Genomic DNA, 26644 nt, shown 5'->3' with positions numbered 1-26644 from the left:
CCGAAGCAATCCAGAGTCCTCGTGACGCCCTGGATTGCTTCGCTGCGCTCACAATGACGCGGCGAGACTGTGGGGCCTACTTCGACATCTTGCTCCACAGCCAGCGCGCCACCGCCGGCGGCGAGGACTCCGCGTCACTGCCGGAGGCGCGCAGATTGGCCTGCTGCATGGTCGCGATGTCGATGCGGCCGAGCAGCGGTCGTAACGCATCCTGCAACGCGCGGTCCTCGGCTCGCTTCGGCGACAGCAGCAGGATCGCGTCGTAAGGCGGGATCGCCTGCTTGGGATCGTCGAGCACGACGAGATCATATTTCGCAATCAGGCCGTCGCTGGTGTAGCCGGCGATGACGTCGACCTCGCCGGAGGCGGCCGCGGCATACATGAAGTCGGGCTGCATCTGGCGCTGGGCGCGGAAGGCGAGGCCATAGGCGTCGCGCAGGGCCGCCCATTCCGGGCGCGAGAAGAACTCGTAGTCGCCGGCGATCGACATGTCGCTGGCGTGGCGCGCGAGGTCGGCGATCGAGCGGATGCCGAGCGCCTCGGCCGTCTTGCGCGGCATCACCAGCGCGTAGGCATTCTCGAAGCCGAGCTCGCCGAGCAGGGTGACCTTGTCCTTGGCGAGACCCTGCTTCAGTGCATCGAGCAGCGCGGCGCGCGGCAACTGCTCCTTGTGGTGAAACTGGTTGGTCCACAGCGTGCCGGAGTAATCGACGTAGGCGTCGATGTCGCCGTTCTTCAGTGCCTCATAGATCACGCTGGAGCCAAGCCCGGCGCGTGTCGTCGCCGAGAGACCGGCTGCCTGCAGCCGCTCGCTGATCAAGGCCGACAGCACATATTGCTCGGTAAAGGTCTTGGCGCCGATCACGTAGCGCGCCGAGCCGCCGGCCAGCGAGGGCAGGAGACTCGCGCCGACCATGAGCGCGATGGTTGCGGTGCCAAGCCCGACACGGGCACGGCTGCGCCTGCGCAGGCCATCCTCGATCAGCGCCAGCAACTGATCGATGGCAAGCGCCAGCACGGCGGCGGCAATGCAGCCGAACACGACCAGCACCCAGTTCTGGGTCTGCAAACCTGCAAAGATGTAGTTGCCGAGCGAGGTCTGGCCGATCGGTGTCGACAAGGTCGCGGTGCCGATCACCCACACCGCAGCGGTGCGGATGCCAGCCATGATCACCGGCAGCGCCAGCGGCAGCTCCACCATCGTCAGCGCCTGGCGCTCGGTCATCCCGACGCCTTTGGCGGCCTCGATCAGGCTTGCGTCGACGCCGTTCAGCCCGGTGATGGTGTTGCGCAGCACCGGCAGCATCGAATACAGCGCCAGCGCCAGCATGGCCGGCAGGAAGCCGAAGGCCGAGAACGAGAGCCCGAACCAGCGCAAGGTGAGTGCCGTCAGCGCCAGGAGCAGCGGATAGAACAGCGCCAGCAGCGCCAGTCCCGGCACCGTCTGCACCACGCTGGCGACGCCGAGCAGCAGATTGCGCAGGGCAGGGCGATTGCGTGCGAGCAGCGCCAGCGGAAAGCTCACGGCAAGGCCGAGCGCCAGCGCGGCGAGGCTCACGCGCAGATGGCTGCCGAGATAATCCGTGAGATGCGACAGCGCCTCGGTGAAGCGTGGATCGGACAGTGCGCTCATACTGTGCCGCTTTCGGGCAGCAGCGCGGCCAGCCGCGCCGCCTGCCGGCGCGGCGTCGTCATCAGCTCCATCACGTAGGGGTCGCGGCTGGCCGCGAGCTCGGCCGGCGTGCCGATCTCGATCAGGCGTCCGCCGCGCATCACCGCGATGCGGTCGGCGAGCAGCAGCGCCTCGGTGATGTCGTGCGTGATCATGATCGTGGTCAGAGCGAACTGCTCATGCAGGGCGCGGTAGTCGCTGCCGAGCGCATCACGCGTCAGCGGATCGAGCGCGCCGAACGGCTCGTCCATCAGCACGATCTTCGGCCGCGCCGCGAGCGCGCGGGCGACGCCGACGCGCTGGCGCTGGCCGCCCGACAGCTCGTGCGGCAGCCGGTCGCGATGCGCCTTGCGGTCGAGCCGCACGAGGTCGAGCAGCTCGTCGACACGGGCGGCGATCTCGTTCGCGGGCGTACCCAGCAGCCTGGGGGTGATGCCGATATTGGCGGCAACCGTCATGTGCGGAAACAGCGCCCCGCTCTGGAACACGGTGCCAACCCGGCGACGCAGGCTGACAGGATCGAGGCCGGCGATATCCTCGCCGGCAATCCGGATCGCGCCGCCGTCCAGCTCGATCAGGCGGTTGGTCAGCCGCAGCAGTGTGGTCTTGCCCGAGCCGGAGCCGCCCACGATCGCCAGGAACTCACCCTCGGCGATCTCCAGCGAGACGCAGTCGACCGCGGTCACGGCGCCTGCCGGGCCGGCGAAACTCTTGCGGACGTTGGTGTAGACGATGAACGGCGTGCGCGGCATGCGGCCTTGCGGAATGTTGGCCTTAAGGTTGGCCTTGGGCTCAGTCAGACGACCTAGCACGTCCGGCCGCCGCGTTGAACTTCGCCGCGCAAGCGGCTAAGCCGTCCCGGCCATTCTCGGGGGAGGAACTTGGACGTGACGATGCCCACCGCCGCCGCGGTCGCGCTGGAGCGAACGACGGTGGCATTCCGTCTCGCCGGCGGACGCACCTACACCGCCGTCGAGACGGCGGATCTCAGCGTCGCCGATGGCGAGTTCGTCGCCATCGTCGGGCCGACCGGCTGCGGCAAATCCACCCTTCTCAACGTGGCGGCCGGACTGCTGAAGCCGGCCGCCGGCCATGTGCGCATCTTCGGCCAGCCTCTGGCCGGCCTCAATCGCGACGCCGGCTACCTGTTCCAGGCCGATGCGCTGTTCCCGTGGAAGACCGCGCTGGAGAACGTCGCGATCGGGCTCGAGGTCGCGGGCACGCCGTCGAAAGATGCGGCCGCCAAGGCACAGCAATGGCTGACCTCGGTCGGCCTCGGCGCATTCGGCAACCGCTATCCGCATATGCTGTCGGGCGGCCAGCGCAAGCGCGTGGGCCTCGCCCAGGTGCTGATCCGCAATCCGCGCATCATCCTGATGGACGAGCCGTTCGGGCCACTGGACGCGCAGACGCGGCAGATCATGGGCAATCTGCTGCTCGATCTCTGGAATGCCGACCGCAAGGCGGTGCTGTTCGTGACCCACGATCTCGAGGAGGCGATCGCGCTCGCCGACCGCGTCGTCATCATGTCGGCCGGCCCGGCCTCGCGCATCATCGGCGACTGGCACGTGACCCTGCCGCGTCCGCGCGACATCTTCGAGGTGCGCATGAAGCACGAGTTCCACGAGCTGCATCGCGAGATCTGGCAAACGCTGAAGGCGGAGGTCGAGAAGACCTACAAGCAGGCGGAGGCGGTGTGATGGGAGCAGTGACTCGTTCGATCATGAGAGCCTCGCTGTTTCCACTTGGACAGTGCACTCCCTCCCCCCTTGTGGGGGAGGGTCGGGGAGGGGGGTACCCCGGAAAGACTGTTGGTTGGAGTACCCCCCTCCCCAGCCTTCCCCCACAAGGGGGGAGGGAGCGGAGCGGCGTGTGCGGCTCGCGCTTTGTCTCTGTCACCGCGGGCGCGGAGTAGCGTAATGTCGCGTCTCGGTCTGCTCGCGCTGCAATTGCTGGTCGCGGTCGTCGCGATTGCGCTGTGGCAACTGCTCGCCACCGTGCCCGTGTTCGGGCGCATCTGGCTTCCGCCGTTCTTCTTCTCCAATCCGGTCGACGTGTTCGCGCAGGTGATCAAATGGTTCGCCACCGGGGCCATCTGGAAGCACCTCGCGATCACCTTGTGGGAGTCGATCCTGGCGTTCGCGATCGGCTCGCTCGGCGGCGTGCTGGTCGGCTTCTGGTTCGCGCGCAAGCCGCTGGTCGCCGCCGTGTTCGATCCCTACGTCAAGATGGCCAATGCGCTGCCGCGCGTGGTGCTGGCGCCGATCTTCACGCTGTGGCTGGGGCTCGGCATCTGGTCCAAGGTCGCGCTCGGCGTGACCTTGGTGTTCTTCATCGTGTTCTTCAACGTCTATCAGGGCGTGAAGGAGGTCTCGACCGTGGTGCGCGACAACGCCCGCATGCTCGGCATGAGCGAGCGGCAACTGATGCGCCACGTCTATTGGCCGTCGGCGCTGTCGTGGATGTTCTCGTCGCTGCACACGTCGGTCGGCTTCGCCGTCGTCGGCGCTGTCGTCGGCGAATATCTCGGCTCCGCGGCCGGCCTCGGCTATCTGATCCAGCAGGCCGAAGGCATCTTCGACGTCGCCGGCGTCTTCGCCGGCATGTTCGTGCTGTCGGCATTCGTCATCCTGATCGACATCTGCGTCACGCTTGTGGAGCGGCGGCTGCTGGTGTGGCGGCCTGACGCCGCCGAGGGCCGATGATGGCCGGGCTGCTGCGCCACCCGCCGCTGTCGTCCCCGCGAAAGCGGGGACCCATAACCACAGGGCGGCGTTTGTGGCACGCGGGACGACCAGTCTTTTCCAACCGGAACATCACGCGGTATGGGTCCCTGCTTTCGCAGGGACGACAGCGGAGTTTTGGGCGGCCTTCTCAATCTACGCCGACATGCCCAACCTGACTGACAACATGAACGGAGGAAACACATGAACAAGATGTTGAGCCGGGTCACCGGCGCGCTGCTGGCGCTGACGTTGAGCACTGGTCTCGCCAGCGCTGCCACCAAGGTCACGATCGCAATTGGGGGCGGCGCCTGCCTGTGCTATCTGCCGACCGTGCTGGCCAAGCAGCTCGGCGAATACGAGAAGGCCGGGCTCGAGGTCGAGCTGGTCGACCTCAAGGGCGGCTCGGATGCGCTGAAGGCCGTGCTCGGCGGCAGCGCCGACGTCGTCTCCGGCTATTTCGATCACTGCGTCAATCTCGCGGCCAAGAAGCAGGAGATGCAGTCCTTCGTCGTCTACGACCGCTATCCCGGTCTCGTGCTGGTGGTGGCGCCGTCGCACAACAAGGAGATCAGCTCGGTCAAGGATCTCGCCGGCAAGAAGGTCGGCGTCAGCGCGCCGGGCTCCTCGACCGACTTCTTCCTAAAGTACATGCTGAAGAAGAACGGTCTCGATCCGTCGGGCACCGCGGTGATCGGCGTCGGTCTCGGCGCCACCGCGGTGGCCGCGATGGAGCAGGGCCAGATCGATGCGGCCGTCATGCTCGATCCCTCGGTCACCGTGCTGCAGGGCAAGCATCCGGACCTCAAGATCCTCAGCGATACCCGCACCCAGCACGACACGCTGGAGGTGTTCGGCGGCGAGTATCCCGGCGGCGCGCTGTATTCGACCGCGGCTTGGATCGCCGGCCATGACAAGGAGACGCAGGCGCTGACCAACGCCATCGTGGCGACGCTGGGCTGGATCCATTCGCACACGCCGGAGGAAATCATGGCGAAGATGCCGGAGGAACTCGTCGGCAAGGACAAGGCGCTGTATCTCGCGGCGCTCAAGAACACCATCCCGATGTACTCGCAGACCGGCAAGATGGATCCGAAGGGCGCCGACGCTGTGCTCGCCGTGTTCAGCACCGGCTCGCCCGATGTCGCCAAGGCCAATGTCGACGTCAGCAAGACCTTCACCAACAAGTTCGTCGAACAGGCGAAGGAGGCGAAATAGCGGATGACGGACGTCGTCATCCACCGCGTCACCACGCTCGACCTCAAGGTCGAGCCGTGGGACTGGCCGTTCGCGAAACAGCGCCGCGACGACATCGCGGCGCATTTCGCCGAATGCCGGCGCGCCAGGCCGGGCCTGTGGAACGGCCGCGTGCTGCTCGGGCGCAACCCGCGCTTCGCGGATAGCCGGTTCACCGCGAGCTATTTCGAGACCGATTTCGCCAGCCTGCTGGCGTGGCGCGACTGGGGCTTTCCGGATCGCACCGCCTTCAACGGCTTCGGCATGGGCGCGCTGCGTGCCGCCGACGGCGCCTTCGTGCTCGGCGAGATGGGCGCGCATACCGCCAATGCCGGCCGGCTGTATTTTCCCGCCGGCACGCCGGATCTCGCCGACGTCAGCGACGGCGTGCTCGATCTCGCCGCCAACGTCGCGCGCGAGGTCGAGGAGGAGACGGGACTCGCGCCATCGGACTATCAGGCCGCGGCGCATTGGGACTGTGTCGTGACCGGCGCGTCGATCGCGCTGATGCGCGTGCTCGACGCCTCTGACGTGGGCGAGGCTCTGCAGCGCCGCATCGAGGCCAATCTCGCGGTTCAGGACGAGCCGGAACTCTGCTCGATACGGCTGGTTCGAAGCCGGAATGATCTGACTGCGGCGATGCCGCGCTTCGTGACCGCCTTCCTCGAAACGCAATTCAGCCCCGGAGAGCCGTCCTCATGAGCAAGAAACCGCGCACGCTGGGCGATGAGCTCGATGGTTTCATCTCGCCGTTCCGGATCGATGGCGGGCACAAGTTTCACCTCAAATCGCACAAGACAAAGGTCAAGGGCGGCCTCGCCAAGGAGGAGGGCGAGGCGATCATCGAGCAGAATCGGACGCGGCTCGCCGATTTTCAGGAAAGGCTTTATGCACAGGACCGCTGGTCGGTGCTGGTGCTGCTGCAGGGCATGGACGCCTCTGGCAAGGACAGCGCGATCAAGAGCATCTTCGAGGGCGTCAATCCGCAGGGCTGCGAGGTCACCTCGTTCAAGCAGCCGACCTCCAAGGAGCTGGACCACGACTTCATGTGGCGCAGCGCCATCGCGCTCCCCGAGCGTGGCCGCATCGGCATCTTCAACCGTTCCTACTACGAGGAATGCCTGGTCACGCGGGTGCATCCGGAGATCCTCAAGGCCGAGAAGCTGCCGCCGAGGCTGGTCACCAAGAACATCTGGCGCGAGCGCTTCGAGGACATCTGCGCCTTCGAGCGTTACTTGTCGCGCAACGGCACCGTGATCCTGAAGTTCTTCCTCAACATCTCCAAGGAGGAGCAGCGCGCGCGCTTCCTCGACCGGCTGGAGGAGCCGGCGAAGAACTGGAAGTTCTCGATGGGCGACATCACCGAGCGCGCGAAGTGGCATCGCTACCAGGCGGTCTATCAGGATATCGTGCGCCACACCTCGACGCCCTACGCGCCCTGGCACGTCGTGCCGGCCGATCACAAATGGTTCGCCCGTGTCGTCATTGGCTCGACCATCGTCGCCGCGCTGGAAAGCCTGGATCTGCACTTCCCGCGCGTCGATGCCGGCTCGCGCGAGGAGTTCAAGGCGGTGCGCAAGGCGCTCGAGAGCGAAGGCAAGGGCGGGAAGAAAGGGTGAGGGCGTAAGGCGCGGGCTGAGGCGAGAAGCCGAGGCGCACCTGCACTCTCTCGTCATTCCGGGGCGCGCGCAGCGCGAGCCCGGAATCCATAACCTCGATCGCCTGCGATGGGGCAAGGTCCGTGCAACAGCGCGCCGTTGTCACCAACGACCGCCTGTGGCGATGGATTCCGGGCTCGCGCTGCGCGCGCCCCGGAATGACGGCGGAGAGAGCGGTTGACCTGCGTTGGCTTCGAGCGTGAGACCTGAGCGTCACGCCGCGCCGGCTTGGCGTATCTCGTCGTCCGCCGCGAGGAACCGCTGCGTGAAATCCGCCGCCGGCATCGGCTTGCCGAAGTGATAGCCTTGGCCCTGCTCGCAGCCGAGCCGGAGCAGGAACTCGGCCGTCGCCGCGTTCTCGATGCCCTCGGCGATCACGGACAGCCCGAGCTGCTTGCTCAGGCTGACCGTCGAGCCGACGATGGCCGCGTCGTCGGCCTGGGTCAGCACGTCGCGTACGAAGGAGCGGTCGATCTTCAGGCCGTCGAGCGGGAATTTCTTCAGGTAGCTCAGGCTCGCATAGCCGGTACCGAAATCGTCGAACACCAGGCTGACGCCGAGCGCCTGCAGCCGGTTGAACGTCTGCAGCACGCCGGGTTCGTCGTGCAGCAGGATGTCCTCGGTGACTTCGAGCTCGAGCAGGCGCGGCGACAGGCCGGTCGACGTGAGCAGCTTGCTGACGAAGGCCGCGAGGTCGCCGGACTGGAACTGGGACGGCGAGAGGTTGACGCCGACGCGGATGTCGTGGCCGGCGAGCTGCCACTCCCGCGCCTGCCGGCAGGCGGTCGCCATGACCCAGGTCGCAACCGCCTCGGACAGATGCGAGGTGTTGACGACCGGAATGAAATCACCGGGAGGCACGAGGCCGCGGGTGGGGTGACGCCAGCGGATCAGCGCCTCGGCGCCGATCACGCGGCCGCTCAACAGCTCCACTTGCGGCTGGTAGAACAGCTCGAATTCGTTCCGCTCGACGGCGAGCGCAAGCTCGGCCTCCAACGTCAATCTCTGTTCGAGCTCGTGGCGGATGGCGCTCTCGAACAGCACATGGCTGCCCCGCCGGTCCATCTTGGCGCGACAGAGGGCAAGGTGGGCATTGCTGAGCAGCTCGTCTGCCGAGTGCCCGCCCTCGGGATGCACCGCGATGCCGAGGGTGACCTTGACGCGCTGCTGGCGCGTGCCCGCGTCCAGCGGCGCCTCGAACAAATGCGACAGATGATCGGCGAGCTCGGCCACGGTGCCGCCGACGGCGGAGCAGGGAATGGCGACGGCGAACTCGTCGCCGCTGAGCCGGGCGACGCGGCCCATGCCGCCGATCTCGGTGCGGAGCCGCTCGGCCGCCGCGCGCAAGACACTGTCGCCGTAGGCGTGGCCAAGCGTGTCGTTGATGCGCTGGAAGGCATCGAGCCCGATCACCAGCAGCGCGACCTGGTCGGCCGCGGCATCCGCGGTCTCGATCATGGCGGCGAGCTCGCTCTGCAGCGTGTTGCGGTTGACCAGGCCGGTCAGCGTGTCGTGCTCGGCGAGGTAACGAATGCGCTCCGCCTTGCGCTTGCGCACCGAGACGTCGCGCAGGATCACGCCATATTGCAGGCCGTCGGCGCCCTGCCAGGCGGAGAAGCTCGCCTCGACCGGAAACACCTCGCCGTCCTTGCGGCGGCCGTCGAACTCGATCGTGGCTCCGCCGGGCAGCAACGTCGCCGGCAGCGCCGCCTCCTGCTGCGGAAACAGGTCATGCGTATCGCTGCCGTCGGCGCGCAGGCGCGCGAAGGGCTGGCCGATGATCTCGTCGGCGCCATAGCCGAAGATCGCGACCGCGCCCGGATTCCACACCGTGATGCGCCGGTCGCGGTCGGTACAGACCAGCCCGTCGCCGATCGACATCGCGATACGCTCGAAACGGCTCTCGGCGACGTGCCGCAGCAGGCCGCGGAAGCCGATCTCGTCGAGGGCCGTGGCCGCGAGATAGGCGACCAGCGCGATCTGCAGCAGCGAGGTGTCGAGCACCAGGGCGTAGCGGTCGTGCAGCAGCAGCGCCACGGCCTCGATCAGGACGCTGATCATGGCGATCAGCAGCGCGCGCCGCGCCGCCGAGAGGTGCCGCCAGCTCGCCAGCATGATGATGACGATCAGCAGCAGGCCGCCTACGGCGGCCGTCGTCGACGTCGACAGCAGGGTGCGGTGCTGAATGATGGACTCGGCCGCCAGCGCCTGCAGCATGACGCCGGGCAGAACGCGGCCGTTCGGCACGCTGTAATAGTCACCGAGCTCGATGGCGGTCGCGCCGACGATCACCCGCTTGTCCTTGAGCCTGGACAGCGCCGCCGCGTCGCCGCGGACGACATCGACATACGAAACCCGGGGCAGCGACGACAGATCGATGCCGTAGTCGACCAGGAAAGAGCTGTCCTTGACCGCATCGCTGCCGGCGAGGAACGCACCCATGGATTGCAGGAAAGTTTTCGCGCCGCCGGTCTCGCAATATTCGCCGAAAGCGTAGCTTCTGACGCGGCCATCGCGCGCCACTTCGATGTTCACGAAGGCCGACCATGCGAGCTGCTCGAACTGCGGCAGCGGCCGGTTGAGGTGAATGGCGGTGTCCTTCCCCGCCGCAGCGAGCTGCCTGAAGGTGGGCAGCACGACCGAGCTCTTGGCATTCTGGAGCGCGGTCAGGAAGGCCTGATCGCCGGCCGCGTCGGACGGCGTGCTGAAATCCACGTCGAAGGCGACGTCGCGGACGCCGGCCCGCTGCAACTGCTCGAGCAGATGCGCATGCTGGGTCCGCGGCCACGGCCAGACGCCGATGGCTTCGATCGAGCGCGGGTCGATCGCGACGACCGCGATCTCGCCGCTGGCGGGGCGATTGTCGAGGCGTAAGCGCAGATCGACGAGGGCGTTGCTCAACAACTCGTGGCTGCCGGACAGGCCGACCGTCAGCAGCGCAACGACCACCAGAATATGCGGCATGAACCGCCTGAGCATGCCCTCTCCCGAATGTCTGCGTGCCACGTTGACGCCCGCGTTCGTGATCCCAACTTCATCCCGCTCCGACCGCAGAGCCATGGAACCCTGCAAGCCCGAGCTCCCCCATGACGACGCATGACGCAGGCGTTACGCTCGATCGGGACTCCCTAATTCTTGCTGTGGCCGTAAGCGTGGGCATTGCCGTTGCCATGATTGCCATTGCCATGGTCGCCGCTGTTGCCGTTACCGTTGCCGCTATTTCCGTTACCGCTGTTACCGTTGCCGCTGTTGCCCTGGCCGTTGTTGCCGTTGCCATTGCCGCCATTGTTGCTGCCGCGGCTGCCACCGTTGGCGTTGCCGTTGCCGGCGTCGCCATTTCCGGCGGCATTGGCGCTGGCGGATCCGCTTGGCGAACCGACCGCCGCGGTGACGGCGGCTGCTATCGAGGAATCTCCCGACGTGCCGCTTGCGGTGGCCGAGTTGCCCGTCGCATTGCCGCTGTTGCCGCGCGCATCATTCCAGGCGGTGCTTCGCCCTCCACCGGCGGCCGGCGTGTGGGCGCCGTGGGCGAGGCCGCGTGTCGCCTTCTGGATGTTCAGGTTGACCTCGCCGATCGATGACGAGATCCGCACCACGCCGGGCTTTGCGCTGCCGAAGGCGGCCGCAGAATGCTGCTGAGCGGCGACCGTTGTACCGGGGCGCGCGGCCGAGCCGTCGGCGTTCAGCGCGTGGATCACGCTGCCCTTGGCCTCGCGCGGCGCCTGCAGGCCGTCGCGCGGCACCGGAACACGATCGATCGTGGAGGCGCGCGGGCGGCCCTGCTCGATCGGGCTGAAGGTGCCGGCGCCGGACAGGCTCAGGCCGGCGCGGCCGGTCGCAAAGGCGGTGGCGGCCTGACCGGGCATCACCTGGGCGATCTGGCCGGTCTTGAAATCCGACACCTGCACCTGGCCGCGGCTGACCTCGACCTTGGTGCTGCGGCCTGAGATCGTGACGCTGAACTGCGTGCCCTTGACCACGGCGGCGAGATAGGGCGTCTCGACCTCGAAATGCTGGACGTTGCGTTTCTCGACGTCGAGCAGGATCGAGCCGGCGCGCTGCAGGATGGTCGTCGCCATGCCGTCCTTGGGCGCGGCGGGCAGGCCGACCTCGGAGTTCGGCGCGATCACGATCGTCTCGGCGCCGCGGGTCAGGCGGACGCGGCCGGTCGGCCCGGTGCGGATCGTATCGCCTGGCTTCAGCGGGTCCTCGCGACCGAGCGAGACCTGCGCTGCGCCCTGGGTGGTGACCCAGACCTCACCGGACGATTTGCTCACCAGCCACGGCTCACCGTCGGCCGCGAATGCGGCCGGCATCGCACCGAAAAGGCACGCGGCGATCAGTCCCGGTATCAGGAAGCGCTTGGATGACATGGCACGAACTCGCATCGTTGGCGGCTTTTGAAACTAATCGAAATGTTTCAAGAGACCCTTAGGAGTTGCAGCCGTGTTTTCCTCACGCATTTACGCTTCGTTGACCTTAACAAACTAAAAACGAGGCATGCGCGCTGGTTGTGTCGACGGAACTGGGAGGACTGCGGGTTGGCGCGACTTCGCGGCCGTACCGCACGGCTCGCGACGGCTGCACGGAACCGCGATCGCCGCCGGCATTTCCCTGTCGGCGTTGCTGTTTGCAGCAACGGCCCATGCGCAGCAGGTCGGCCAGCCGAGCTTCGATCCGCGGCAGACCGAGCGATATTTCGACGAGCAGCAGTCGCGGTCGACGCAGCCGCCGCCGCGGCCGCGTGCGCCGCAATTCGCGCCCCAGGGCGGCGGCGATCGCAAGCCCTTGTTCACCATGCGCGGCGTCACGCTGACGGGGGCGTCCGCGCTGCCCGCCGAGCAGCTCGCCGCGAGCTATCAGCCCTATCTCGGCAAGCCGGTGTCGCAGGCCGACCTCGCGGCGATCACGACCGCGATCAGCGATCAGTACCGCGCCGCCGGCTACCATCTCAGCCGTGCGATCATACCGCCGCAGGACATCCATGATGGCCGGGTGCGCATCCAGATCATCGAAGGCAGCATCACCGAGGTGACCTTGAAGGGCGCCGGCGCGGAAGAGTTCGGCATCAGGCCGATGCTCGGCCCGGTGCTGGCCGAGCAGCCGTCCCGGCTCGCGACACTGGAGCGGCAGTTGCTGCTGATCAACGGCCGCGGCGGCGTCCGTCTGGTCGATTCCGCGCTGGAGGAGATCGGCGGCACCACCGGTCGGTTCCGCCTGGTGATCGAGCTGCAGACCTGGCACGTCTACGGCTTCGCTGGCGTCGACAATCTCGGCTCGTCGACCGTCGGTCCCTGGCAGAACTACGCCACGGCCGCCTTCAATTCCTATCTGCTGCCGGGCGACACGCTCACCGCCAACCTGTCGACGACGCCGGGAGATCCGCGCCAGCTCGCGTTCGGCCGGCTGTCCTATGAGGTGCCGGTCGGCACCGACGGCGCCTATGTCGGCGCCTCCGCGCTTTACAGCGAGGTCCGGCCGGGCGACCGGAGACGGCTGTTCAACGACAACACGGTGACCGAGACGCTCGAGCTGCGCGGCGGTATCGCGCCGATCCAGTCGCAGCGCGCCTCGCTGAAACTGAATCTCGCGGCCGCCTTCAGCGACGTGACCGAGCGCGACCTGTTCGGCATCTGGTATCGCGATCGCATCCGGACGCTGACCTTCACCGCCGACTACCGCTGGAAGGATGATGTCGGCGGCGACAGCTACCTGACGCTGGCCTACCGGCAGGGCCTGAACGCGTTCGGGGCGACGCCGCTCGACGATCCCCTCGCCTCGCGCGCCGGCGCCTCGCCGAGCTTCTCGGTCTTCAACGGCTGGTTCGCGCGCTATCAGACCTTGTCCGAGGCGTGGTCGCTGAAGCTCGCCGCCGCCGGCCAGCTCGCCTCGGGTCCGCTGTACAATTCGCAGCAGTTCTATCTCGGCGGCCTCGCCTATGGCCGCGGCTATGGCAGCGCCGAGATCAGCGGCGACAATGGCGTCGCCGGCACGTTCGAGGTCCGCTTCGAGCAGAAACCGAACTGGCAGTATCTCACGAGCTATCAGCTCTACAGCTTCTTCGATGCCGGGCTCGCCTGGAACGACGGCTTCCGGCCGTCCGACGGAGTGGCGCTGACCTCGGCGGGTGCCGGGGTGCGCTTTACCTTCCCGAACGACTGGCGCGCCGATCTCGGCGTCGCCGCGCCGCTCAGCTATCGCGCGCCGGGCAACACGACGCGCAGCGCGCGTCTGCTGTTGACGCTGTCGAGCGTGCTGAAGCTGTGCCCGCAGCGCGGGCAGGGGCCGTGCATTTGAGGACCTCGGCGGCGGTCAGACCGGCTTGCCTTGGCCGTGGAACAGCCGGCCCTTCTCGGTGATCAGCACGATGACGAGCGCGCTCGTCGTGCAGGCCAGGAAGCCCGCGGCGAACGGCAATGCCGTGCCGTCGAACGCCTGGCCGACGACGGCGCCGGCGGCCATGCCGAGCAGGGTCGTGATCGAGCCGTAGAGCGAAGACGCGGTGCCGGCATTGGCGCGCTGCGGCTCCATCGCCAGCGCTGTGAAGTTCGCGAACATCAGGCCGAACGAGAACATCATGCCGGCCGACAGCGTCATGAACAGCCACAGCGGCAGCATGCCGAGAACCGCCGCGCTGAAGCAGGCCAGCGCGATGACGACGCTGCCGACCAGCGCGCCGTGCGAGATCATGCGCATGCCGAGCCGGCCGACGAGGCGGGCGTTGAGGAAGCCGGCCACCGCGATGGTCACCGCGATCGCCGCGAAGGCGAGCGGGAAGTAGTGGCCGAGATGGTAGACGCCGGTGAACAGTTGCTGCGAAGACAGCACGTAGCCGAGCACGGCGCCGAAGATGCCGCTCGCGGCGAGCGCATAGCCCAGCGTCTGACGATTGGTGAGGGTGTTGCGGAAGGCCCCGACGATCTCTTTGACCGAGAACGGCTTGCGCTCGCTCTCCGGCAGCGTCTCGGGCAGCCGTGCGGCGGTCCACAGCAGCGTGACGATGCCGTACAAGGTCAGCACGACGAAGATGCCGCGCCACTGCGTCAGCAGCATCACCGCCTGGCCGAACGACGGCGCGATCACGGGAATGGCGATGAACACCATCATCGCCAGCGAGACGACGCTCGCCATGCGGCGGCCGGCATAGCAGTCGCGCACGATCGAGGTCGCGATCACCCGCGTCGCCGCGGTGCCGAGACCTTCCAGCGCGCGCGCCAGCAGCAGCATCTCGAAGGACGGCGCGGCGATCGCGAACAGGCTGGCGACCGCATACAGCACCATACCGCCGATCAGCACCGGGCGCCGGCCGAAGCTGTCGGACAGCGGGCCGATCACGAACTGGCCGAGACCGAAGCCGATTACGAACGCCGTCAGCACCGTCTGCAGCCGGTTGGCGACGTCGATATGGAACGAGGCGCCGATGTTCGGCAGCGCCGGCAGCATCATGTCCATCGCCAGCGGATTGAGCGCCATGATCGCCGCGACCACGATGACGAATTCGGTGAAGCCCATCGGCCGGTGACGGACGATCTCGATGGTGTCGGCACTGGTATCAGCCAAGGCGCGGGCCTTCCATGGTGTTGAGAATGCGGGAGAGATCACCGATAAGTATCGGGTTTGCTGCGCCGCACAAGGCGTGTTTCGGAATGGCTGGTCACCGGCGCCGGCGCTTTCGCGATTGTGACCGGTTGTGACCCGCTGAAAATTGCGCCAGCGGCGACGCGATGGTAACGGCCGTGTGATCGACGTCCGGATCCAGGCCAGCATGAAGACCTACAAGATCGTCGTCTATGTCCCTGAAGCGGCGGGCGACGCCGTGCGCCGCGCGATGGGCGAGGCCGGCGCCGGCCGCATCGGCAATTACGACCACTGTTCGTTTACTGCGAAGGGCGTGGGCCGGTTTCGTCCGCTGGCAGGCGCCAACCCGGCCGTCGGCGCGGTCGGCCAGCTCGAGACGGTCGAGGAGGAGCGCATCGAGACCGTCTGCGCCGAGGACCGGCTGAAAGCCGTGCTACAGGCGATCCGCGCTGCGCATCCCTATGAGGAGCCGGCGATCGATGTCTACCCGATCGAGGTGGTTGCGTTGCGATCCGCCGACAGTGCTTGATCTCATTGAGGAGCCGTTCGACTTTGTTGCGTCCCTGGTCATTTCAGCGTCGATTTCGCGCTCGCTCCATTCGAGGTTCTCGGGCGCCCTTTGTGAGCTCAAGCAGGAGAGCCAGCTATCTTAGTTTGGCTTGTCAATCTGCCGCCTGATCTCGCCGATGAACGCCGCCAGATTCCGGTCGTCCGGTGTCATGATTGCGAGCCTTTCGGCGTAGCCCAGCGCCGCCCTTGCATCGCCTGTCGCGCGGCTGAGCGAAACCAGAGCGGACAGCACGTCCCTATCATTGGGATGGCTTTCCAGAGCTTCCTTTAGGACCGTCATTGCCTCGTCGGCTCGCCCGCCGGAATGCAGCGCCACCGCGTAGACATAGATATAGCGTGCGCGACCCGGTTCGAGTTCGGTTGCTCTGCGCAACTCGGCGAGCGCCTCGTCGTGCCGCTTCAGCCGGGTCAAGGTCAGGCCGAGTGCGTGATGCGCGGTCGCGTCGGTAGGTGATGCCGCAATTGCTCCGCGCAGAACGGTTTCTCCGTCGCCGTCGCGGCCAATTTGGCGATAGAGGTCGGCCAGATTGATGGCCGCCGCCGCATAGTGCGGGCTGAGCCTGAGGGCTGCCTTGTACTCGGTCTCTGCGTCCCCGGTCTGTCCGCGCAAGGCCAGGAAGTTTGCCAGTGCAGTGCGGGCCTCGGGCCGTTCGGCATTGGCGCGCTGCGCCGTGATGAATTCGTGTGCCGCCCGATCGAAGCGTGCGCGATCGGGCAGCGGCTGGCTTGCGGTCGGAACGGAAGCGAGCAGGGAGGCGACCCTGATCCGCACGCCACGCACGGGATCGGTGAGCAGCGGCGAAACCAGCGGCCAGATCTGGCCGGCAGGCACGTTTTCCAGCATGTCCAGCGCGCCGATCCGCACCATGGGATCGGGATCGGCCAGGGCTGCCCGTGCGGCCGCAATGCTCGCCGGAGCGATGCGCGAGGCGAGTTCGCCGAGCGCGCTCGCACGCGCCACGGCCGGCGCGTTCCTGTCCGCGGCCAGAAGGCCAAGCAGCGCGGCGGCGTCGGCCTGGTCGCTGCGTGCTGCGCGGAACGCGGGCCCATAGGTCTGGAAGCCCTTTCGGTCGGGCCCGAACCATTGCTCGATCGCGGCGGCGGCCCATTGCGCCGGCTTGTCGCTGTGGCAGTCGTTGCAGGCGTTCGGGGTCCCCAGCTCGACCGAAAGATCAGGGCGCGGAACGCGGAAGGCGTGATCGTGACGCAGGTCGATCTGCATATAGGTGCGCGCCGGCATGTGGCACGACATGCAGGTCGGCGCCGGATCGGCGCCCGCGTGATGGCGATGCTTCGCATCGGCGTATTTTTCGGACGCATGGCATTGTAGGCAAACGCCTTCGCCGGAGGCTCGGAGCTTTGCGCCATGCGGCTCGTGACAATCGCTGCAGGTCACGCCGGCGGCAAACATCTTGCTCTGCTTGAACGGCGTATAGTTGTAGGGCTCCTCCACATCGCGGATCTGGCCATCGGCATGATAAGTGGTCCGCGCGAGCGCCTCGACAATATGGGTCTGGGACAGCGATTGACCGGGTGCCCAGTCCTCGCTGAAGCCGGCACGGCGCGCGTGGCATAGCCCGCACGTCTCGATCTCCTTTCGCAACGCGGCCGGCGCGGCTGAACGCGTCGCATTTCCGCTCCGCGGATCGATCGGCCAGGTGACGCCGCGCCGTTCGTCGAAACGGACCAGCAATCCCTTGCTCGGATCCTCGTGCTTGCCGAACGGCCACCAGCGTTGCTTGTCATGAGCCCAGGCGGCGTGGGCGGAGCCCTGACCGTGACAGGTCTCGCAACCGACGCTGATTTCGGCCCATGTCGTCGCGAAGCGATCCGTCGCGGCGTCGTAATGCTTGCGCACGCCGGTCGAGTGGCATTCCGCGCACATGAAGTTCCAGTTTTGGTTCAGCTTGGTCCAGTGCAGGACGTCGTCATGCTTGATCTCTTCCTCGGGATGGAGATGGAACCAGCGCTGGCCGCCTTTGTCCTTGGGCCGGCCGTCCCATGCGATCGGCAGCGCCTGGATGCGCCCATCTGGAAACTCGACGAGATATTGTTGCAGCGGATCGACACCGAACGTGTACTTCACCTCAAACACGGCAAGCTTGCCGTCGGGCCCGTCGGTTTCGACCATGAATTTTCCGCCATCGCGGAAGAGGCGGGAATGCACACCGAAGTAGTCGAAGCTCTTGTTGAAATCGCCGAGCACCGTCTTGTCGGTCGCGTGCGCCATCGCGGCCTTGTGCTGCGAAATATCCCATAATTTGGCTTCCGCCTGATGGCAGCCGGCGCAGCTTTCGCTGCCCACATAGGTGGCGACGAATGGGGCCTGCGCCGTGGAGGCCGGTCCGTCGGCCTTGAGGAGATGAAAAACCATGCCGACCACCAGCACGAGCGCGATCGTGACCGCTACTGCTATCCAGATCGCGCGCCTGGAGAAGGCCGTTTCGCCGGAAGCAAGCCGATCCGCCGGCGCAGCCGGTGATGGGGCCGCGGCGGATCCCTTCCGCGGTCCCTTCGTGCCGGCTTTTGGCGGCCTGCGTGTCAACGCTTGTACCTCACGCCCCAAATTGGTGAGCTTGCGATCAAGCTGCTCCGTCGGTCATCTCCGCACATGCAGGAATGTCTGCCAAGGTTGCTTGACCTGCATCAAGGTGTGCCTCCCGGAAGGGGCCGATGATGAATTATCTGATGGGAGGATGCCAAGATGAAATTATCAGTTGCCCTGACAGGGCTGTTGCTGGTGACGGGGTTCGTAGCCGCGAGCACCGAAAGGGCAAGTGCCGTGGTGTATTGTCAGTATGTCGAGTATCCCGTCGGCTGCGTCGTCAGGCCCGGCGTCGTGCTGCGGCCCCGCCCGGTGGCGCGCGCCGTGGTGGCCCCAGGCGTGCGCGTGCGGGGAACGCCGATGAATCGAGGCGGGCCGGTCAATCGCGTCGGCAGACGCTAGAATTATAGAATTATCGCTCTCCGCGAGCCGGTTGGGCCGGCCGAACGTCATTGCCCGCGCGGTTTGCGGGCAGGATCGTTCCGGCAGCGAGAAGCCGTGTCAATTGTCTCATTTGTCAATTGTCTCATCCAAAGGCAGTGATCATGAAGCGAATGAAGTTGGCTGCGTCGGTGCTGTCGTTGACGACGCTACTCGTGCTTCCAGCATTGGCCCAACAGTCGGCGCCGCCGAGTGCTGTGTTGCCGACCGAGCGATCGGTTCTGCCGATTCCTGAACCGAACCCTCCACACAGCACCGTATTCGATGCGCGCGATGCGCCGCCGCCGCCGCGGTTTGAAGTCAAGGCGCCGGCCGGTGCACCCAATGTACTGATCGTGCTCATCGACGACATGGGCTTCGGCCAGTCGAGCGCATTTGGCGGCCCGATCAGGATGCCGACGGTCGACCGCCTCGCCAACGAGGGTCTCCGCTACAACGAGTTTCACACCACGGCGCTTTGTTCGCCGACCCGCGCGGCGCTGCTCAGCGGCCGCAACCATCACATGAACAATTTCGGTTCGATCGCGGAAACCGCGACGTCCTTCCCGGGACAGACCGGTCAGCGTCCCAACAATGTCGCGTCCGTCGCGGAGATGCTGCGGTTGAACGGCTACAGCACGGCGCATTTCGGCAAAAATCACGAGACCGCGGCATGGGAGGTCAGTCCCTCTGGCCCGACCGACCGCTGGCCGACGCGCCAGGGCTTCGACAAGTTCTATGGCTTCATGGGCGGCGAAACCAATCAATGGGCGCCGCTGATCTACGATGGCATGACCCAGGTCGAGCCGTCGACGGACCCGAACTATCATTTCATGACCGACATGACCGACAAGGCGATCGACTGGATGCGGTCGGAGAAATCGCTGACGCCGGACAAGCCGTTCTTCATGTATTTTGCACCCGGCGCCACCCATGCCCCGCATCAGGTGCCCAAAGAATGGATCGCCAAGTACAAGGGCAAGTTCGATCAGGGTTGGGACAAGCTGCGCGAGGAGACGTTGGCGCGGCAGATCAAGCTCGGCGTGGTGCCACCCGATACCAAGCTCGCCCCGAAGCCGGACGCCATCCAGGACTGGGACAAGCTGAGCGCTGACGAGAAGAAGCTGTTCGTGCGCCAGATGGAAGTATTCGCCGGATTTGGCGAATACACCGACACCGAGATCGGCCGCCTGATCGACGCCATCAAGGCAACGGGCCAACTCGACAATACGTTGATCTTCTACATCGTCGGCGACAACGGCGCGAGCGCCGAAGGCGGCGCGAACGGCCTGTACAACGAGATGACCTATTTCAATGGAGTGCAGGAAACCGTCCAGGACGTCTTGAAGCACTATGACGAACTCGGCGGTCCCAACACCTACGGCCATTACGCGGCCGGCTGGGCGGTCGCTGGCGACACTCCGTTTACCTGGACCAAGCAAGTGGCCTCGAGCTATGGCGGCACCCGCAACGGCATGGTCGTCCATTGGCCGAAGGGGATCGCGGCGAAAGGTGAGCTTCGTCCGCAGTGGCATCACGTCATCGACATCGTGCCGACCATTCTCGAAGCAGCGAAGCTGCCTGAGCCCAAGAGCGTAAATGGAACGGTCCAGACTCCCATTGAAGGCGTAAGCATGGCCTACAGCTTTGCCGACGCCAAGGCGCCGAGCAGACATGTGACGCAGTATTTCGAAATCTTCGGCAACCGCGCGATCTACAGCGACGGCTGGCTTGCCGGCACTGTGCACCGGGCGGCTTGGGAAACCAAGCCGCGGCGGCCGCTCCAGCAGGATATCTGGGAGCTTTACGATGCGCGATCGGACTTCAGCCTGAGCAACGATCTGGCTGCCAAAAATCCGGACAAGCTGAAGGAGATGCAGGAGCTGTTCCTGAAGGAAGCAGTGAAATACAACGTGCTGCCGCTCGACGACCGCACCCTGGAGCGCACCAACGCGGCGCTGGTCGGACGTCCCGACCTGATGGCGGGCCGCACCAGCCTGACGGTTTACGAAGGCATGATCGGGATGACGGAGAATGTCTTCATCAACCTGAAGAACCAATCGCACGCCATTACTGCCGATCTGGACATCCCGAAGGGCGGAGCCAATGGCGTCATCATCGCTCAGGCCGGACGGTTCGGTGGCTGGACCTTCTACCTGAAGGACGGAAAGCCGACCTACACGTATAATTTTCTCGGTCTGCAGCGATACACCGTAACCGCCAAGCAGGCTCTTCCGGCAGGCAAAGCCGCACTGCGCTTTGAGTTCGCTTATGACGGTGGCGGCCTGGGCAAGGGTGGCGTGGGTACGATCCTCGTGAACGGAAAGACCGTCGCGACCGGCCGGATCGAACGAACCCAATGCTGCTTCTACTCCGCGGACGAAGGCGCAGACGTCGGTGCCGATGAAGGCACACCTGTTACCGAGGCCTACAAGGTGCCGTTCAAGTTCACAGGCAAGATCGGCAAGGTGACGATCGATCTAGTGGGTATGAAGAAGGCCGACAATGAAGAAGCCGTCCAAGCCCGCAAGGCAGCGGCTTTGAAGAAAGGACTGTCCGATTGATGCGCTCTTCGTGCTCGCCAGGTCAGTGATCGGTCCCTTGAGAAGGAGCGTGCAATGCAAATAGCCAATCTGGCGACGATCCTTCTGGCCTCAAGCTGAGGGGGGGCCGTCGGGCAGAATGCAAGCACCGTGGAGCCGAGGTTCTCGGGTGGAAGTTCCGGATCAAGACGCTTGAGAAAGATCTGACCGAGGTACCCATAAGTGGCATCGCTACGATCATGTCGGACGAGTTTTTCAATGTCTACGACAAGACCGGACGGGGGATGAGCGACGACAAGCCGTAGTCGTCGACGACAACTCAGGCATGCCGCCTGAAATGGGAGCGTGGGGGGATTACGATTGCAGCGCGATAGATCGGGACGCAGGTCCGGCTTCCTGCGATTGTGGCTGAGCGGCGTTTTCGCGTCCGCCGCGGTGGCTTCTTTTTCGCCTCTGGTCGCCCATGCCGATGAGAGCGGCATCTCGTTCTGGCTGCCGGGATTGTACGGCAGCCTCGCCGCAACGCCTGCCACGCCGGGCTGGTCGGTGGCTGCCATCTACTACCATACGAGCGTGGGTGCCTCAGGCGCGGCCGCGGCGTCGCGCGAGTTCCAGGTCGGACGATTTTCTCCAACCGTCAACATCGATCTCAATCTGGCTTTGCGCGGCCAGGCCGATCTGATGTTCATCGCGCCGACCTACACGTTTGCGACGCCCGTACTCGGCGGCCAGTTGTCGGCGACGCTGGCCAGCGTCTACGGCAGAAATTCCGCGAGCATCGCCGGTACGTTGACGACGGTTGCCGGTCCGATCGTCAGCACGCGCACCGGATTCCTCGAAGACGCACTCGTCTCTTACGGAGATCTCTATCCGACCGTGAAGCTGAAGTGGAATAACGGCGTCCACAACACCATGGTCTACGGCGCCGGCGATATTCCCGTCGGCGACTACAGTCGGAACCGGCTGGCCAATATCGGCATCGGTCACGGCGCCATCGACTTTGGCGGCGGCTACACTTATTTGAACCCGGCGACCGGCACGGAATTTTCGGCCGTCGGGGGCTTGACCTACAATTTCAAGAATCCCGATACCCGGTACCAGAGCGGCATCGATTTCCATCTCGACTGGGGCGTGTCGCAGTTCCTGTCGAAGCAGGTCTTCGTCGGTTTCGTTGGCTACGCCTATCAGCAGATTACCGACGACTTCGGTCAGCCCGCCGCTCTCGGCGGCTTCCGCTCGCGCGTCCTCGGCGTTGGCCCGCAGATCGGATATATTTTCCAGATCGGCAGCAATCAGGCGTTCCTGGGGCTGAAGGGATATGGCGAGTTCGACGCCGCCAACCGGCCGTCGGGCTGGAACACGTGGCTGACGTTCTCGATCTCGGAGGCCGCGCCCGCCAGCACGATTGCGCCGACTTGGCACAAAGTGTCGAAATAGAATAGAAAAGTGTCGAAATAGAATAGAGAAGTATCGACCGCCCGCATTGGACTGAATTCCGGCATTGTCATATCGGGTGGTTCCGCGGCGGTCCAGCACGTCCGTCGCTTCGGATCAAAGCGGGATCGAGCGACCGTTACCTACTCCGGATTGATGAGCACGTGTCCTAGCATGCGGGAGCTTCGTTTCACGTTGCGCGGCTTTCGCGCGGTTTTGGTTGCAGCGCTGCTGGCGCTGTCGGCCCATGCGGCATTTGCCGGCGACTCCGCGCCGGCCGATCAGATCTCGGCGTTTCGGCTCGCGCATGGCGAAGGCCGCGTGACGCGCGACGCGACGCTCGACCGCATCGCGATGGAGCAAGCGCGCGCGATGGCCGACAAGGACGATCTCAGCCACGAGGTGCTCGGTCCCTTCACCCGCCGTGTGGCTCCGTCGAAGGCCGGCCGCGCGGCCGAGAACATCGCCTATGGCTACGACAATTTCGACAAGACGCTGGGGCAGTGGATCAACTCGGCGGGGCACCGCAAGAACCTGCTGCTTCCCAAGGCGACCAAGGTCGGCATCGCCAGCGCAAAGAACGCCAGCGGCAAGCGCACCTATTGGGCGATGGTGATCGCGGGCGACTACGAGACCGACAGGCCGAAGGGCGCTCCGAAGAGCAAGGCCAAGGCCGTCGTCGCGCAGGCCGCGACCCGATCCGCGAAAGGCGACGCCAAGCCGGCGACGCGCTGGGGCGCCAAGCCGCCGGCGTCCGCCTCCAAGGACTGCCACCTCAGCATCAAGGTGATCGGTCTCTGCATCTGAGTGCGGGGATCGGTGGGCCTCGGCTGGACGCCACGCCTGCCGCGCGATCACGGCGTTGTGCGAACAGCGCACGTTGTCGGGGTGAGCTTTATCAGATATACAATCAATGGTTGTCTTTTGGGCAGCCACTATTGTGAAGATTTTTCATCTCATTTTGTAAGGAGACCATCATGGCAGTCATTGAGCAGACCTCGGCCACCAGCACCAATCCGCAGACCGTCTCGGCGTCCTACCAATGGTCGCTCACGTCCTACGAGGAGCAGGGCAATCTGTGGCTCAAGTGGAGCACGAACTCGCCGTTCCGCGCGCAGCAGGGGCAGATCTCCGTCTACAGCGGCAGCAGCTTCCCCTCCGATCCTCAGAAGGACCGCAAGGCCTGGTCGTGGGACAACGAGCACGGCGGCGGCTCGGGATGGGACACGGGCTTGCGCTACGGCTCCGACTGGCACTGCGCCTGGATCGCCGAGAAGAGCCCGAACGGGCCCTACGCCTACGTGGTCAAGCTCATCACCAAGGTCGCCTGAGCTGACGCGCGCAACCGTTAAAGGTGGGAGTCGCGAGCCCACGTGAGTGGCCGCGCTGAGACCTGTGCCTCAGCGCGGCTGCTTCTTCAGGTGCAGATAGCTGGGATCGAACTCGCCGATCGCGCATAGCCGCGTCCAGTCGTGCACCGTCAGCAGGCCGCTGCGGAAATCGACAGCGCGGCTGGCGCGCAGCTCGACCAGCGTGCGGTTGACCGTCGCGATCGCGATGCCCAGTGCCTCGCCGAGCTGCACCAGGCTGACCGGCAGCCGCAACTGATCGTGCCGGACATGGCCGAGCGCGCGGGCGCGATAGAACAGCTCGCAGAACATGTGCGCCATGCGCGCCGGCTTGCTCCGCGCGCTGTTGTTGGTGATGGCCTCGCGGAAGATCGACGCATCGATCAGCGTCTCGCGCCAGATCGCAAAGCCGAGCGTCGGCCGCCGGCTGATCGCGCGGGTCAGCTCCTTGTGCGCAACGCTCGCCACCACCGCCGGCCCGATCGCGCAGACGGCGTGATCCATGCAGTCGAGGAAGATCGACTGGGCGTCGGGCCAGTCACCGGGCATGTGAAAGGAGAGATACTGCCGCTGCCCGCCGGACAGCAGGTGATAGCGCGCCACCCATCCGGAGATCACGACGACGGAACGGTCCGGCTCGTCGCCCTGGCGGATGAGGTCCTCCTGATCGGCGAGCTCGCGCAAAGCGGAGCTGAAATTCCGGATCTCGGCGATGTCCTCGCCGGACAGTTTCGAATGCTCCCTGAGCTTGTTGGTGACGATCCGGTCCGCATCCATGAAAATCCTACCGTCCGGGCGGGGTTGTGTATCAAATGAGACGACGGAGCCGGCGTTACCGACTAAGGTCGCCGTCAGCAGATGCGGTCGAAGGTTGCCGGTCGCCGCATCGGGAGAACAGCTGTGCCCCACATCGCGTTCCTCAACCGGCTCCGCCGATTGTTCGGTGGCGCGGGGCCGCATATCGAGACCATCGCAGCCGCCCTTGCCGACGGCCGCATCAAGCAGCCGGCTCATCCGATGTCGGATCAGGAGCTGTCGCGCGCCATCCGCGAGTTCCAGAGCCGGCCGGCGTCGGAGGAGGCCTTGAAGAAGCTCGCTGAGCGGCTGGAGGCCGCCAAGCCCGACGGCCCCTCGTGACGGCCCTCATGACGATTTGGCGGGATCCGGCTCCAGCAGGAACAGCATCAGCCGCACCAGTTCGTCCTCGAGCTCGCGTGTGCCGACGAGGCGATGTTCGCGCATGACGGCAGCCCGGATCGGGCCCAGCGCAGCGCGGACCAGGATGAAGCGGCGCGCGGCCGGCATCGCTTCGCTCCGCAATCCCACCGTCGCGATCAGCCGTTCGGTCATGCGGTCCACCATCTCGTGCAGCGCCTTCTGCAGCTCCGCGTCGTTGCCCAACAGGACGAGAAGATAGCGCCGCACACGGTGACGGCCGGCGAACGGGGCGAAGCCCTGGCGCACCGCCGCGCGCACGATCGCCTCGCGTCCAAGCCCGCGATGCGCCTCCAGCGCCTCCCCGAACTCCGCCTCCTGTCGAGCGAACTCGCGCAGCACCAGCGCACGCAACAGTGAGGTCTTGTCCCTGAAATAGCTATAGAGCGTGCCGATCGAGAAGCCCGCGCGCTCGGCGATGGCGTTCGTGCTCAGGCCCTTGCCGCCGCCGCTCTGCAGAAGTTGAGCGGTTGCCTCGAAGATCACGTCGAGGGTCTGCCGCGTGCGCTTCTGCACCGGGGTTTTTCGAAGCATTTCAGGAGCTTGCTGCACGGTCTGGACCTCGGCTGGCGGACGGGCGAAATCGAGTAGGCGTTGCTGCCGGCTCGGGTTAGATCAGAGCCCGCATGCGGGCGGCCGGACACTGAGTGGATGTGCTCCGGACCGAGCCTGCTTGCGCCGGGCTGAACCTCATTTGAACGAAGGACTGATTGCCATGCTGCGCGTCGCATTCCCGTTTGTCACATTCGTCGCCGTCTCCCAATGTCTTCTGTCGCAGGCCGCGCTGGCCGGCAACCGCGCCGCCGCCGACAGCTGTGCCGCCAAGCTGTCGCCCGTGGCGAAGCAGATCTACGACGTCGCCGCGCCGGCCATCGGCCCGGACAGCGTCGTCAAGGACGTCATCGTGGAGCGTGTCAGGCCGCTGGTGATGGCCGGCAAGTTCGATCGCGACACCGCCCGCGCCAACGCCACGCCGGCCGGCGAATGCCTGGTGCTGCTCAAGTAGGTCGCGCCGCGCCCCGAAAGGTTTGGAGGCTGCGACAGGACATCACGCCGCAGCCTCCCGGCGCGGCGGTGTCCGGGGCAACCCGGCTTGGCAAGATCAGCCGACTCGCGCATCACTCGCTGATGCTGGACCTTCTCTTCCGTCACTGGGTGGCCGGTGCCGTGTTCATGGCCGCAGCGCTGCTGGCGCTGGTACCGCTGCTGGCGGCCGACTGGCCGCTCGCGCTGCTGCTGATCTTCCTGCATTCGCCGGGCTACATGATCCACCAGGTCGAGGAGCACACCGGCGACCGCTTCCGCAGCTTCGTCAACACCGTGATGTTCGGCGGCCGCGAGGCGCTGACCACGATCGACGTGCTCTAGGTCAATTGCGGCGCGGTCTGGGGCATCGACCTGATTGCGCTCTACGTCGCCTGGATCGCCGGCCCGGCCTGGGCGCTGGTCGCGCCCTATCTGATGCTCGTCAACTCGCTCGGCCATATCGGCCCGGCGCTGCGCTTCCGTGGCTACAATCCCGGCCTCGTCACCGGCATCGTGCTGTTCATTCCGCTCGGCCTCGTGACGGTCCTCACCATCCCGGCGACGGCTGCCCAGCACGCCCTCGGCTTCGGCCTGTCGCTGCTGCTGCACGTCATCATCGCGGCCAACGCCATCCGGCGCGCGTCGCATGTCCGCGCCGCAGCCTGAGCGCGCGGC

The 26644-nt window shown here is 65.8% G+C and carries 23 protein-coding genes and 1 pseudogene; 15 read left to right on the top strand and 9 right to left on the bottom strand.

The annotated features are described in order from the left end of the window. Window positions 1-76 precede the first annotated feature (76 nt). A complete protein-coding gene (locus tag QX048_RS22830) occupies window positions 77-1633 on the bottom strand; it encodes a glycine betaine ABC transporter substrate-binding protein (protein WP_315825232.1) in 1557 nt (518 codons plus the stop codon). Continuing rightward, the gene (locus QX048_RS22825) at window positions 1630-2424 is read right to left on the bottom strand and encodes an ABC transporter ATP-binding protein (RefSeq protein WP_315825465.1); all 795 of its coding nucleotides are present in this window, start codon (window positions 2422-2424) and stop codon (window positions 1630-1632) included. The genes QX048_RS22830 and QX048_RS22825 overlap by 4 nt, the downstream gene beginning before the upstream one ends. Before the next feature lie 141 nt (window positions 2425-2565). On the opposite strand from QX048_RS22825, the gene QX048_RS22820 reads away from it, so the two are divergent. The 5 genes from QX048_RS22820 to QX048_RS22800 all read left to right on the top strand — a co-directional run bounded on the left by QX048_RS22820 (window position 2566) and on the right by QX048_RS22800 (window position 7250). Continuing rightward, a complete protein-coding gene (locus tag QX048_RS22820) occupies window positions 2566-3372 on the top strand; it encodes an ABC transporter ATP-binding protein (RefSeq protein ID WP_409999198.1) in 807 nt (268 codons plus the stop codon). Window positions 3373-3591: 219 nt separating this feature from the next. Further along, window positions 3592-4377, top strand: a complete 786-nt coding sequence (locus QX048_RS22815) for an ABC transporter permease (RefSeq protein ID WP_315769078.1) — start codon at window positions 3592-3594, stop codon at window positions 4375-4377. A 222-nt stretch (window positions 4378-4599) separates the two neighbouring features. Next, window positions 4600-5613: an ABC transporter substrate-binding protein gene (locus QX048_RS22810; RefSeq protein WP_315825230.1), complete on the top strand. Its 1014-nt coding sequence runs from the start codon at window positions 4600-4602 to the stop codon at window positions 5611-5613. 3 nt (window positions 5614-5616) lie between these two features. Continuing rightward, the gene (locus QX048_RS22805; protein ID WP_315825229.1) at window positions 5617-6333 is read left to right on the top strand and encodes an NUDIX hydrolase; all 717 of its coding nucleotides are present in this window, start codon (window positions 5617-5619) and stop codon (window positions 6331-6333) included. After that, entirely contained in the window at window positions 6330-7250 is a 921-nt protein-coding gene (locus tag QX048_RS22800; protein ID WP_316200743.1) for a polyphosphate kinase 2 family protein, read from the top strand. The genes QX048_RS22805 and QX048_RS22800 overlap by 4 nt, the downstream gene beginning before the upstream one ends. A gap of 252 nt (window positions 7251-7502) precedes the next feature. On the opposite strand, the gene QX048_RS22795 is transcribed toward QX048_RS22800, so the two are convergent. Further along, window positions 7503-10268, bottom strand: a complete 2766-nt coding sequence (locus QX048_RS22795; RefSeq protein WP_316200744.1) for an EAL domain-containing protein — start codon at window positions 10266-10268, stop codon at window positions 7503-7505. A 149-nt stretch (window positions 10269-10417) separates the two neighbouring features. Beyond that, the gene (locus QX048_RS22790) at window positions 10418-11662 is read right to left on the bottom strand and encodes a FecR family protein (protein WP_316200745.1); all 1245 of its coding nucleotides are present in this window, start codon (window positions 11660-11662) and stop codon (window positions 10418-10420) included. Window positions 11663-11789: 127 nt separating this feature from the next. On the opposite strand from QX048_RS22790, the gene QX048_RS22785 reads away from it, so the two are divergent. Next, complete coding sequence (locus tag QX048_RS22785; RefSeq protein WP_315825226.1) at window positions 11790-13586, top strand: ShlB/FhaC/HecB family hemolysin secretion/activation protein; 1797 nt, start codon at window positions 11790-11792, stop codon at window positions 13584-13586. 15 nt (window positions 13587-13601) lie between these two features. Here QX048_RS22785 and QX048_RS22780 read toward each other — a convergent pair whose 3' ends face one another. Further along, on the bottom strand, window positions 13602-14849 hold the full coding sequence (locus QX048_RS22780; protein ID WP_315825225.1) for a multidrug effflux MFS transporter: 1248 nt from the start codon (window positions 14847-14849) through the stop codon (window positions 13602-13604). A 205-nt stretch (window positions 14850-15054) separates the two neighbouring features. Between QX048_RS22780 and QX048_RS22775 the strand changes: the two genes are divergently transcribed. Next, the gene (locus QX048_RS22775) at window positions 15055-15396 is read left to right on the top strand and encodes a YqfO family protein (RefSeq protein WP_315713316.1); all 342 of its coding nucleotides are present in this window, start codon (window positions 15055-15057) and stop codon (window positions 15394-15396) included. A gap of 120 nt (window positions 15397-15516) precedes the next feature. Here the strand turns inward: QX048_RS22775 and QX048_RS22770 are convergent, their stop codons facing one another. After that, entirely contained in the window at window positions 15517-17811 is a 2295-nt protein-coding gene (locus QX048_RS22770) for a tetratricopeptide repeat protein (RefSeq protein WP_316200746.1), read from the bottom strand. 330 nt (window positions 17812-18141) lie between these two features. Here QX048_RS22770 and QX048_RS22765 point away from each other — a divergent pair, with 330 nt between their 5' ends. Beyond that, entirely contained in the window at window positions 18142-18384 is a 243-nt protein-coding gene (locus QX048_RS22765; protein ID WP_315713314.1) for a hypothetical protein, read from the top strand. Between the two features lie 124 nt (window positions 18385-18508). Here the strand turns inward: QX048_RS22765 and QX048_RS22760 are convergent, their stop codons facing one another. Next, entirely contained in the window at window positions 18509-18766 is a 258-nt protein-coding gene (locus QX048_RS22760) for a hypothetical protein (RefSeq protein WP_315752759.1), read from the bottom strand. On the opposite strand from QX048_RS22760, the gene QX048_RS22755 reads away from it, so the two are divergent. From QX048_RS22755 to QX048_RS22740, 4 genes are all read left to right on the top strand, one after another. Beyond that, window positions 18759-20966 (top strand): arylsulfatase, encoded by a 2208-nt coding sequence (locus QX048_RS22755; protein ID WP_315752760.1) that lies wholly within the window; start codon window positions 18759-18761, stop codon window positions 20964-20966. The two genes, QX048_RS22760 and QX048_RS22755, sit on opposite strands and share 8 nt — an antisense overlap. Before the next feature lie 414 nt (window positions 20967-21380). Further along, complete coding sequence (locus QX048_RS22750) at window positions 21381-22382, top strand: transporter (protein WP_315825223.1); 1002 nt, start codon at window positions 21381-21383, stop codon at window positions 22380-22382. Window positions 22383-22553: 171 nt separating this feature from the next. Further along, complete coding sequence (locus tag QX048_RS22745) at window positions 22554-23186, top strand: CAP domain-containing protein (protein ID WP_315825222.1); 633 nt, start codon at window positions 22554-22556, stop codon at window positions 23184-23186. A gap of 170 nt (window positions 23187-23356) precedes the next feature. Then, window positions 23357-23710, top strand: coding sequence for a hypothetical protein (locus QX048_RS22740; protein ID WP_315713304.1), 354 nt, complete (start codon window positions 23357-23359; stop codon window positions 23708-23710). A gap of 69 nt (window positions 23711-23779) precedes the next feature. Here the strand turns inward: QX048_RS22740 and QX048_RS22735 are convergent, their stop codons facing one another. Continuing rightward, window positions 23780-24505: a Crp/Fnr family transcriptional regulator gene (locus QX048_RS22735; RefSeq protein WP_315825221.1), complete on the bottom strand. Its 726-nt coding sequence runs from the start codon at window positions 24503-24505 to the stop codon at window positions 23780-23782. Window positions 24506-24628: 123 nt separating this feature from the next. Between QX048_RS22735 and QX048_RS22730 the strand changes: the two genes are divergently transcribed. Further along, window positions 24629-24865 (top strand): hypothetical protein, encoded by a 237-nt coding sequence (locus QX048_RS22730; RefSeq protein ID WP_315825220.1) that lies wholly within the window; start codon window positions 24629-24631, stop codon window positions 24863-24865. A gap of 6 nt (window positions 24866-24871) precedes the next feature. On the opposite strand, the gene QX048_RS22725 is transcribed toward QX048_RS22730, so the two are convergent. Next, a complete protein-coding gene (locus tag QX048_RS22725; RefSeq protein ID WP_315825219.1) occupies window positions 24872-25477 on the bottom strand; it encodes a TetR/AcrR family transcriptional regulator in 606 nt (201 codons plus the stop codon). 181 nt (window positions 25478-25658) lie between these two features. Between QX048_RS22725 and QX048_RS22720 the strand changes: the two genes are divergently transcribed. Both QX048_RS22720 and QX048_RS22715 read left to right on the top strand, forming a co-directional pair. Then, complete coding sequence (locus QX048_RS22720) at window positions 25659-25949, top strand: hypothetical protein (protein ID WP_315713297.1); 291 nt, start codon at window positions 25659-25661, stop codon at window positions 25947-25949. Between the two features lie 122 nt (window positions 25950-26071). Then, window positions 26072-26635 (top strand): annotated as a pseudogene (locus QX048_RS22715) (HXXEE domain-containing protein). Window positions 26636-26644: the final 9 nt, after the last annotated feature.

Source organism: Bradyrhizobium sp. SZCCHNS30572 (genome assembly GCF_032484415.1).
Lineage (GTDB): Bacteria > Pseudomonadota > Alphaproteobacteria > Rhizobiales > Xanthobacteraceae > Bradyrhizobium.
Note: the sequence above shows the minus strand (reverse complement) of the source record. Positions and strands in the feature narration are given on the sequence as shown.

Bases quoted from the DNA above. Each gene is read 5' to 3' on its own strand.
- QX048_RS22795 (WP_316200744.1), bottom strand. From the start codon at position 10,268: ATGCTCAGGCGGTTCATGCCGCATATTCTGGTGGTCGTTGCGCTGCTG.
- QX048_RS22820 (WP_409999198.1), top strand. From the start codon at position 2,566: ATGCCCACCGCCGCCGCGGTCGCGCTGGAGCGAACGACGGTGGCATTC.
- QX048_RS22725 (WP_315825219.1), bottom strand. From the start codon at position 25,477: ATGCTTCGAAAAACCCCGGTGCAGAAGCGCACGCGGCAGACCCTCGAC.
- QX048_RS22765 (WP_315713314.1), top strand. From the start codon at position 18,142: ATGAAATTATCAGTTGCCCTGACAGGGCTGTTGCTGGTGACGGGGTTC.
- QX048_RS22825 (WP_315825465.1), bottom strand. From the start codon at position 2,424: ATGCCGCGCACGCCGTTCATCGTCTACACCAACGTCCGCAAGAGTTTC.
- QX048_RS22735 (WP_315825221.1), bottom strand. From the start codon at position 24,505: ATGGATGCGGACCGGATCGTCACCAACAAGCTCAGGGAGCATTCGAAA.
- QX048_RS22800 (WP_316200743.1), top strand. From the start codon at position 6,330: ATGAGCAAGAAACCGCGCACGCTGGGCGATGAGCTCGATGGTTTCATC.
- QX048_RS22815 (WP_315769078.1), top strand. From the start codon at position 3,592: ATGTCGCGTCTCGGTCTGCTCGCGCTGCAATTGCTGGTCGCGGTCGTC.
- QX048_RS22770 (WP_316200746.1), bottom strand. From the start codon at position 17,811: ATGGTTTTTCATCTCCTCAAGGCCGACGGACCGGCCTCCACGGCGCAG.
- QX048_RS22790 (WP_316200745.1), bottom strand. From the start codon at position 11,662: ATGTCATCCAAGCGCTTCCTGATACCGGGACTGATCGCCGCGTGCCTT.
- QX048_RS22775 (WP_315713316.1), top strand. From the start codon at position 15,055: ATGAAGACCTACAAGATCGTCGTCTATGTCCCTGAAGCGGCGGGCGAC.
- QX048_RS22760 (WP_315752759.1), bottom strand. From the start codon at position 18,766: ATGAGCACGATCAGTACATTGGGTGCACCGGCCGGCGCCTTGACTTCA.
- QX048_RS22805 (WP_315825229.1), top strand. From the start codon at position 5,617: ATGACGGACGTCGTCATCCACCGCGTCACCACGCTCGACCTCAAGGTC.
- QX048_RS22830 (WP_315825232.1), bottom strand. From the start codon at position 1,633: ATGAGCGCACTGTCCGATCCACGCTTCACCGAGGCGCTGTCGCATCTC.
- QX048_RS22785 (WP_315825226.1), top strand. From the start codon at position 11,790: ATGCGCGCTGGTTGTGTCGACGGAACTGGGAGGACTGCGGGTTGGCGC.
- QX048_RS22740 (WP_315713304.1), top strand. From the start codon at position 23,357: ATGGCAGTCATTGAGCAGACCTCGGCCACCAGCACCAATCCGCAGACC.
- QX048_RS22720 (WP_315713297.1), top strand. From the start codon at position 25,659: ATGCTGCGCGTCGCATTCCCGTTTGTCACATTCGTCGCCGTCTCCCAA.
- QX048_RS22810 (WP_315825230.1), top strand. From the start codon at position 4,600: ATGAACAAGATGTTGAGCCGGGTCACCGGCGCGCTGCTGGCGCTGACG.
- QX048_RS22745 (WP_315825222.1), top strand. From the start codon at position 22,554: ATGCGGGAGCTTCGTTTCACGTTGCGCGGCTTTCGCGCGGTTTTGGTT.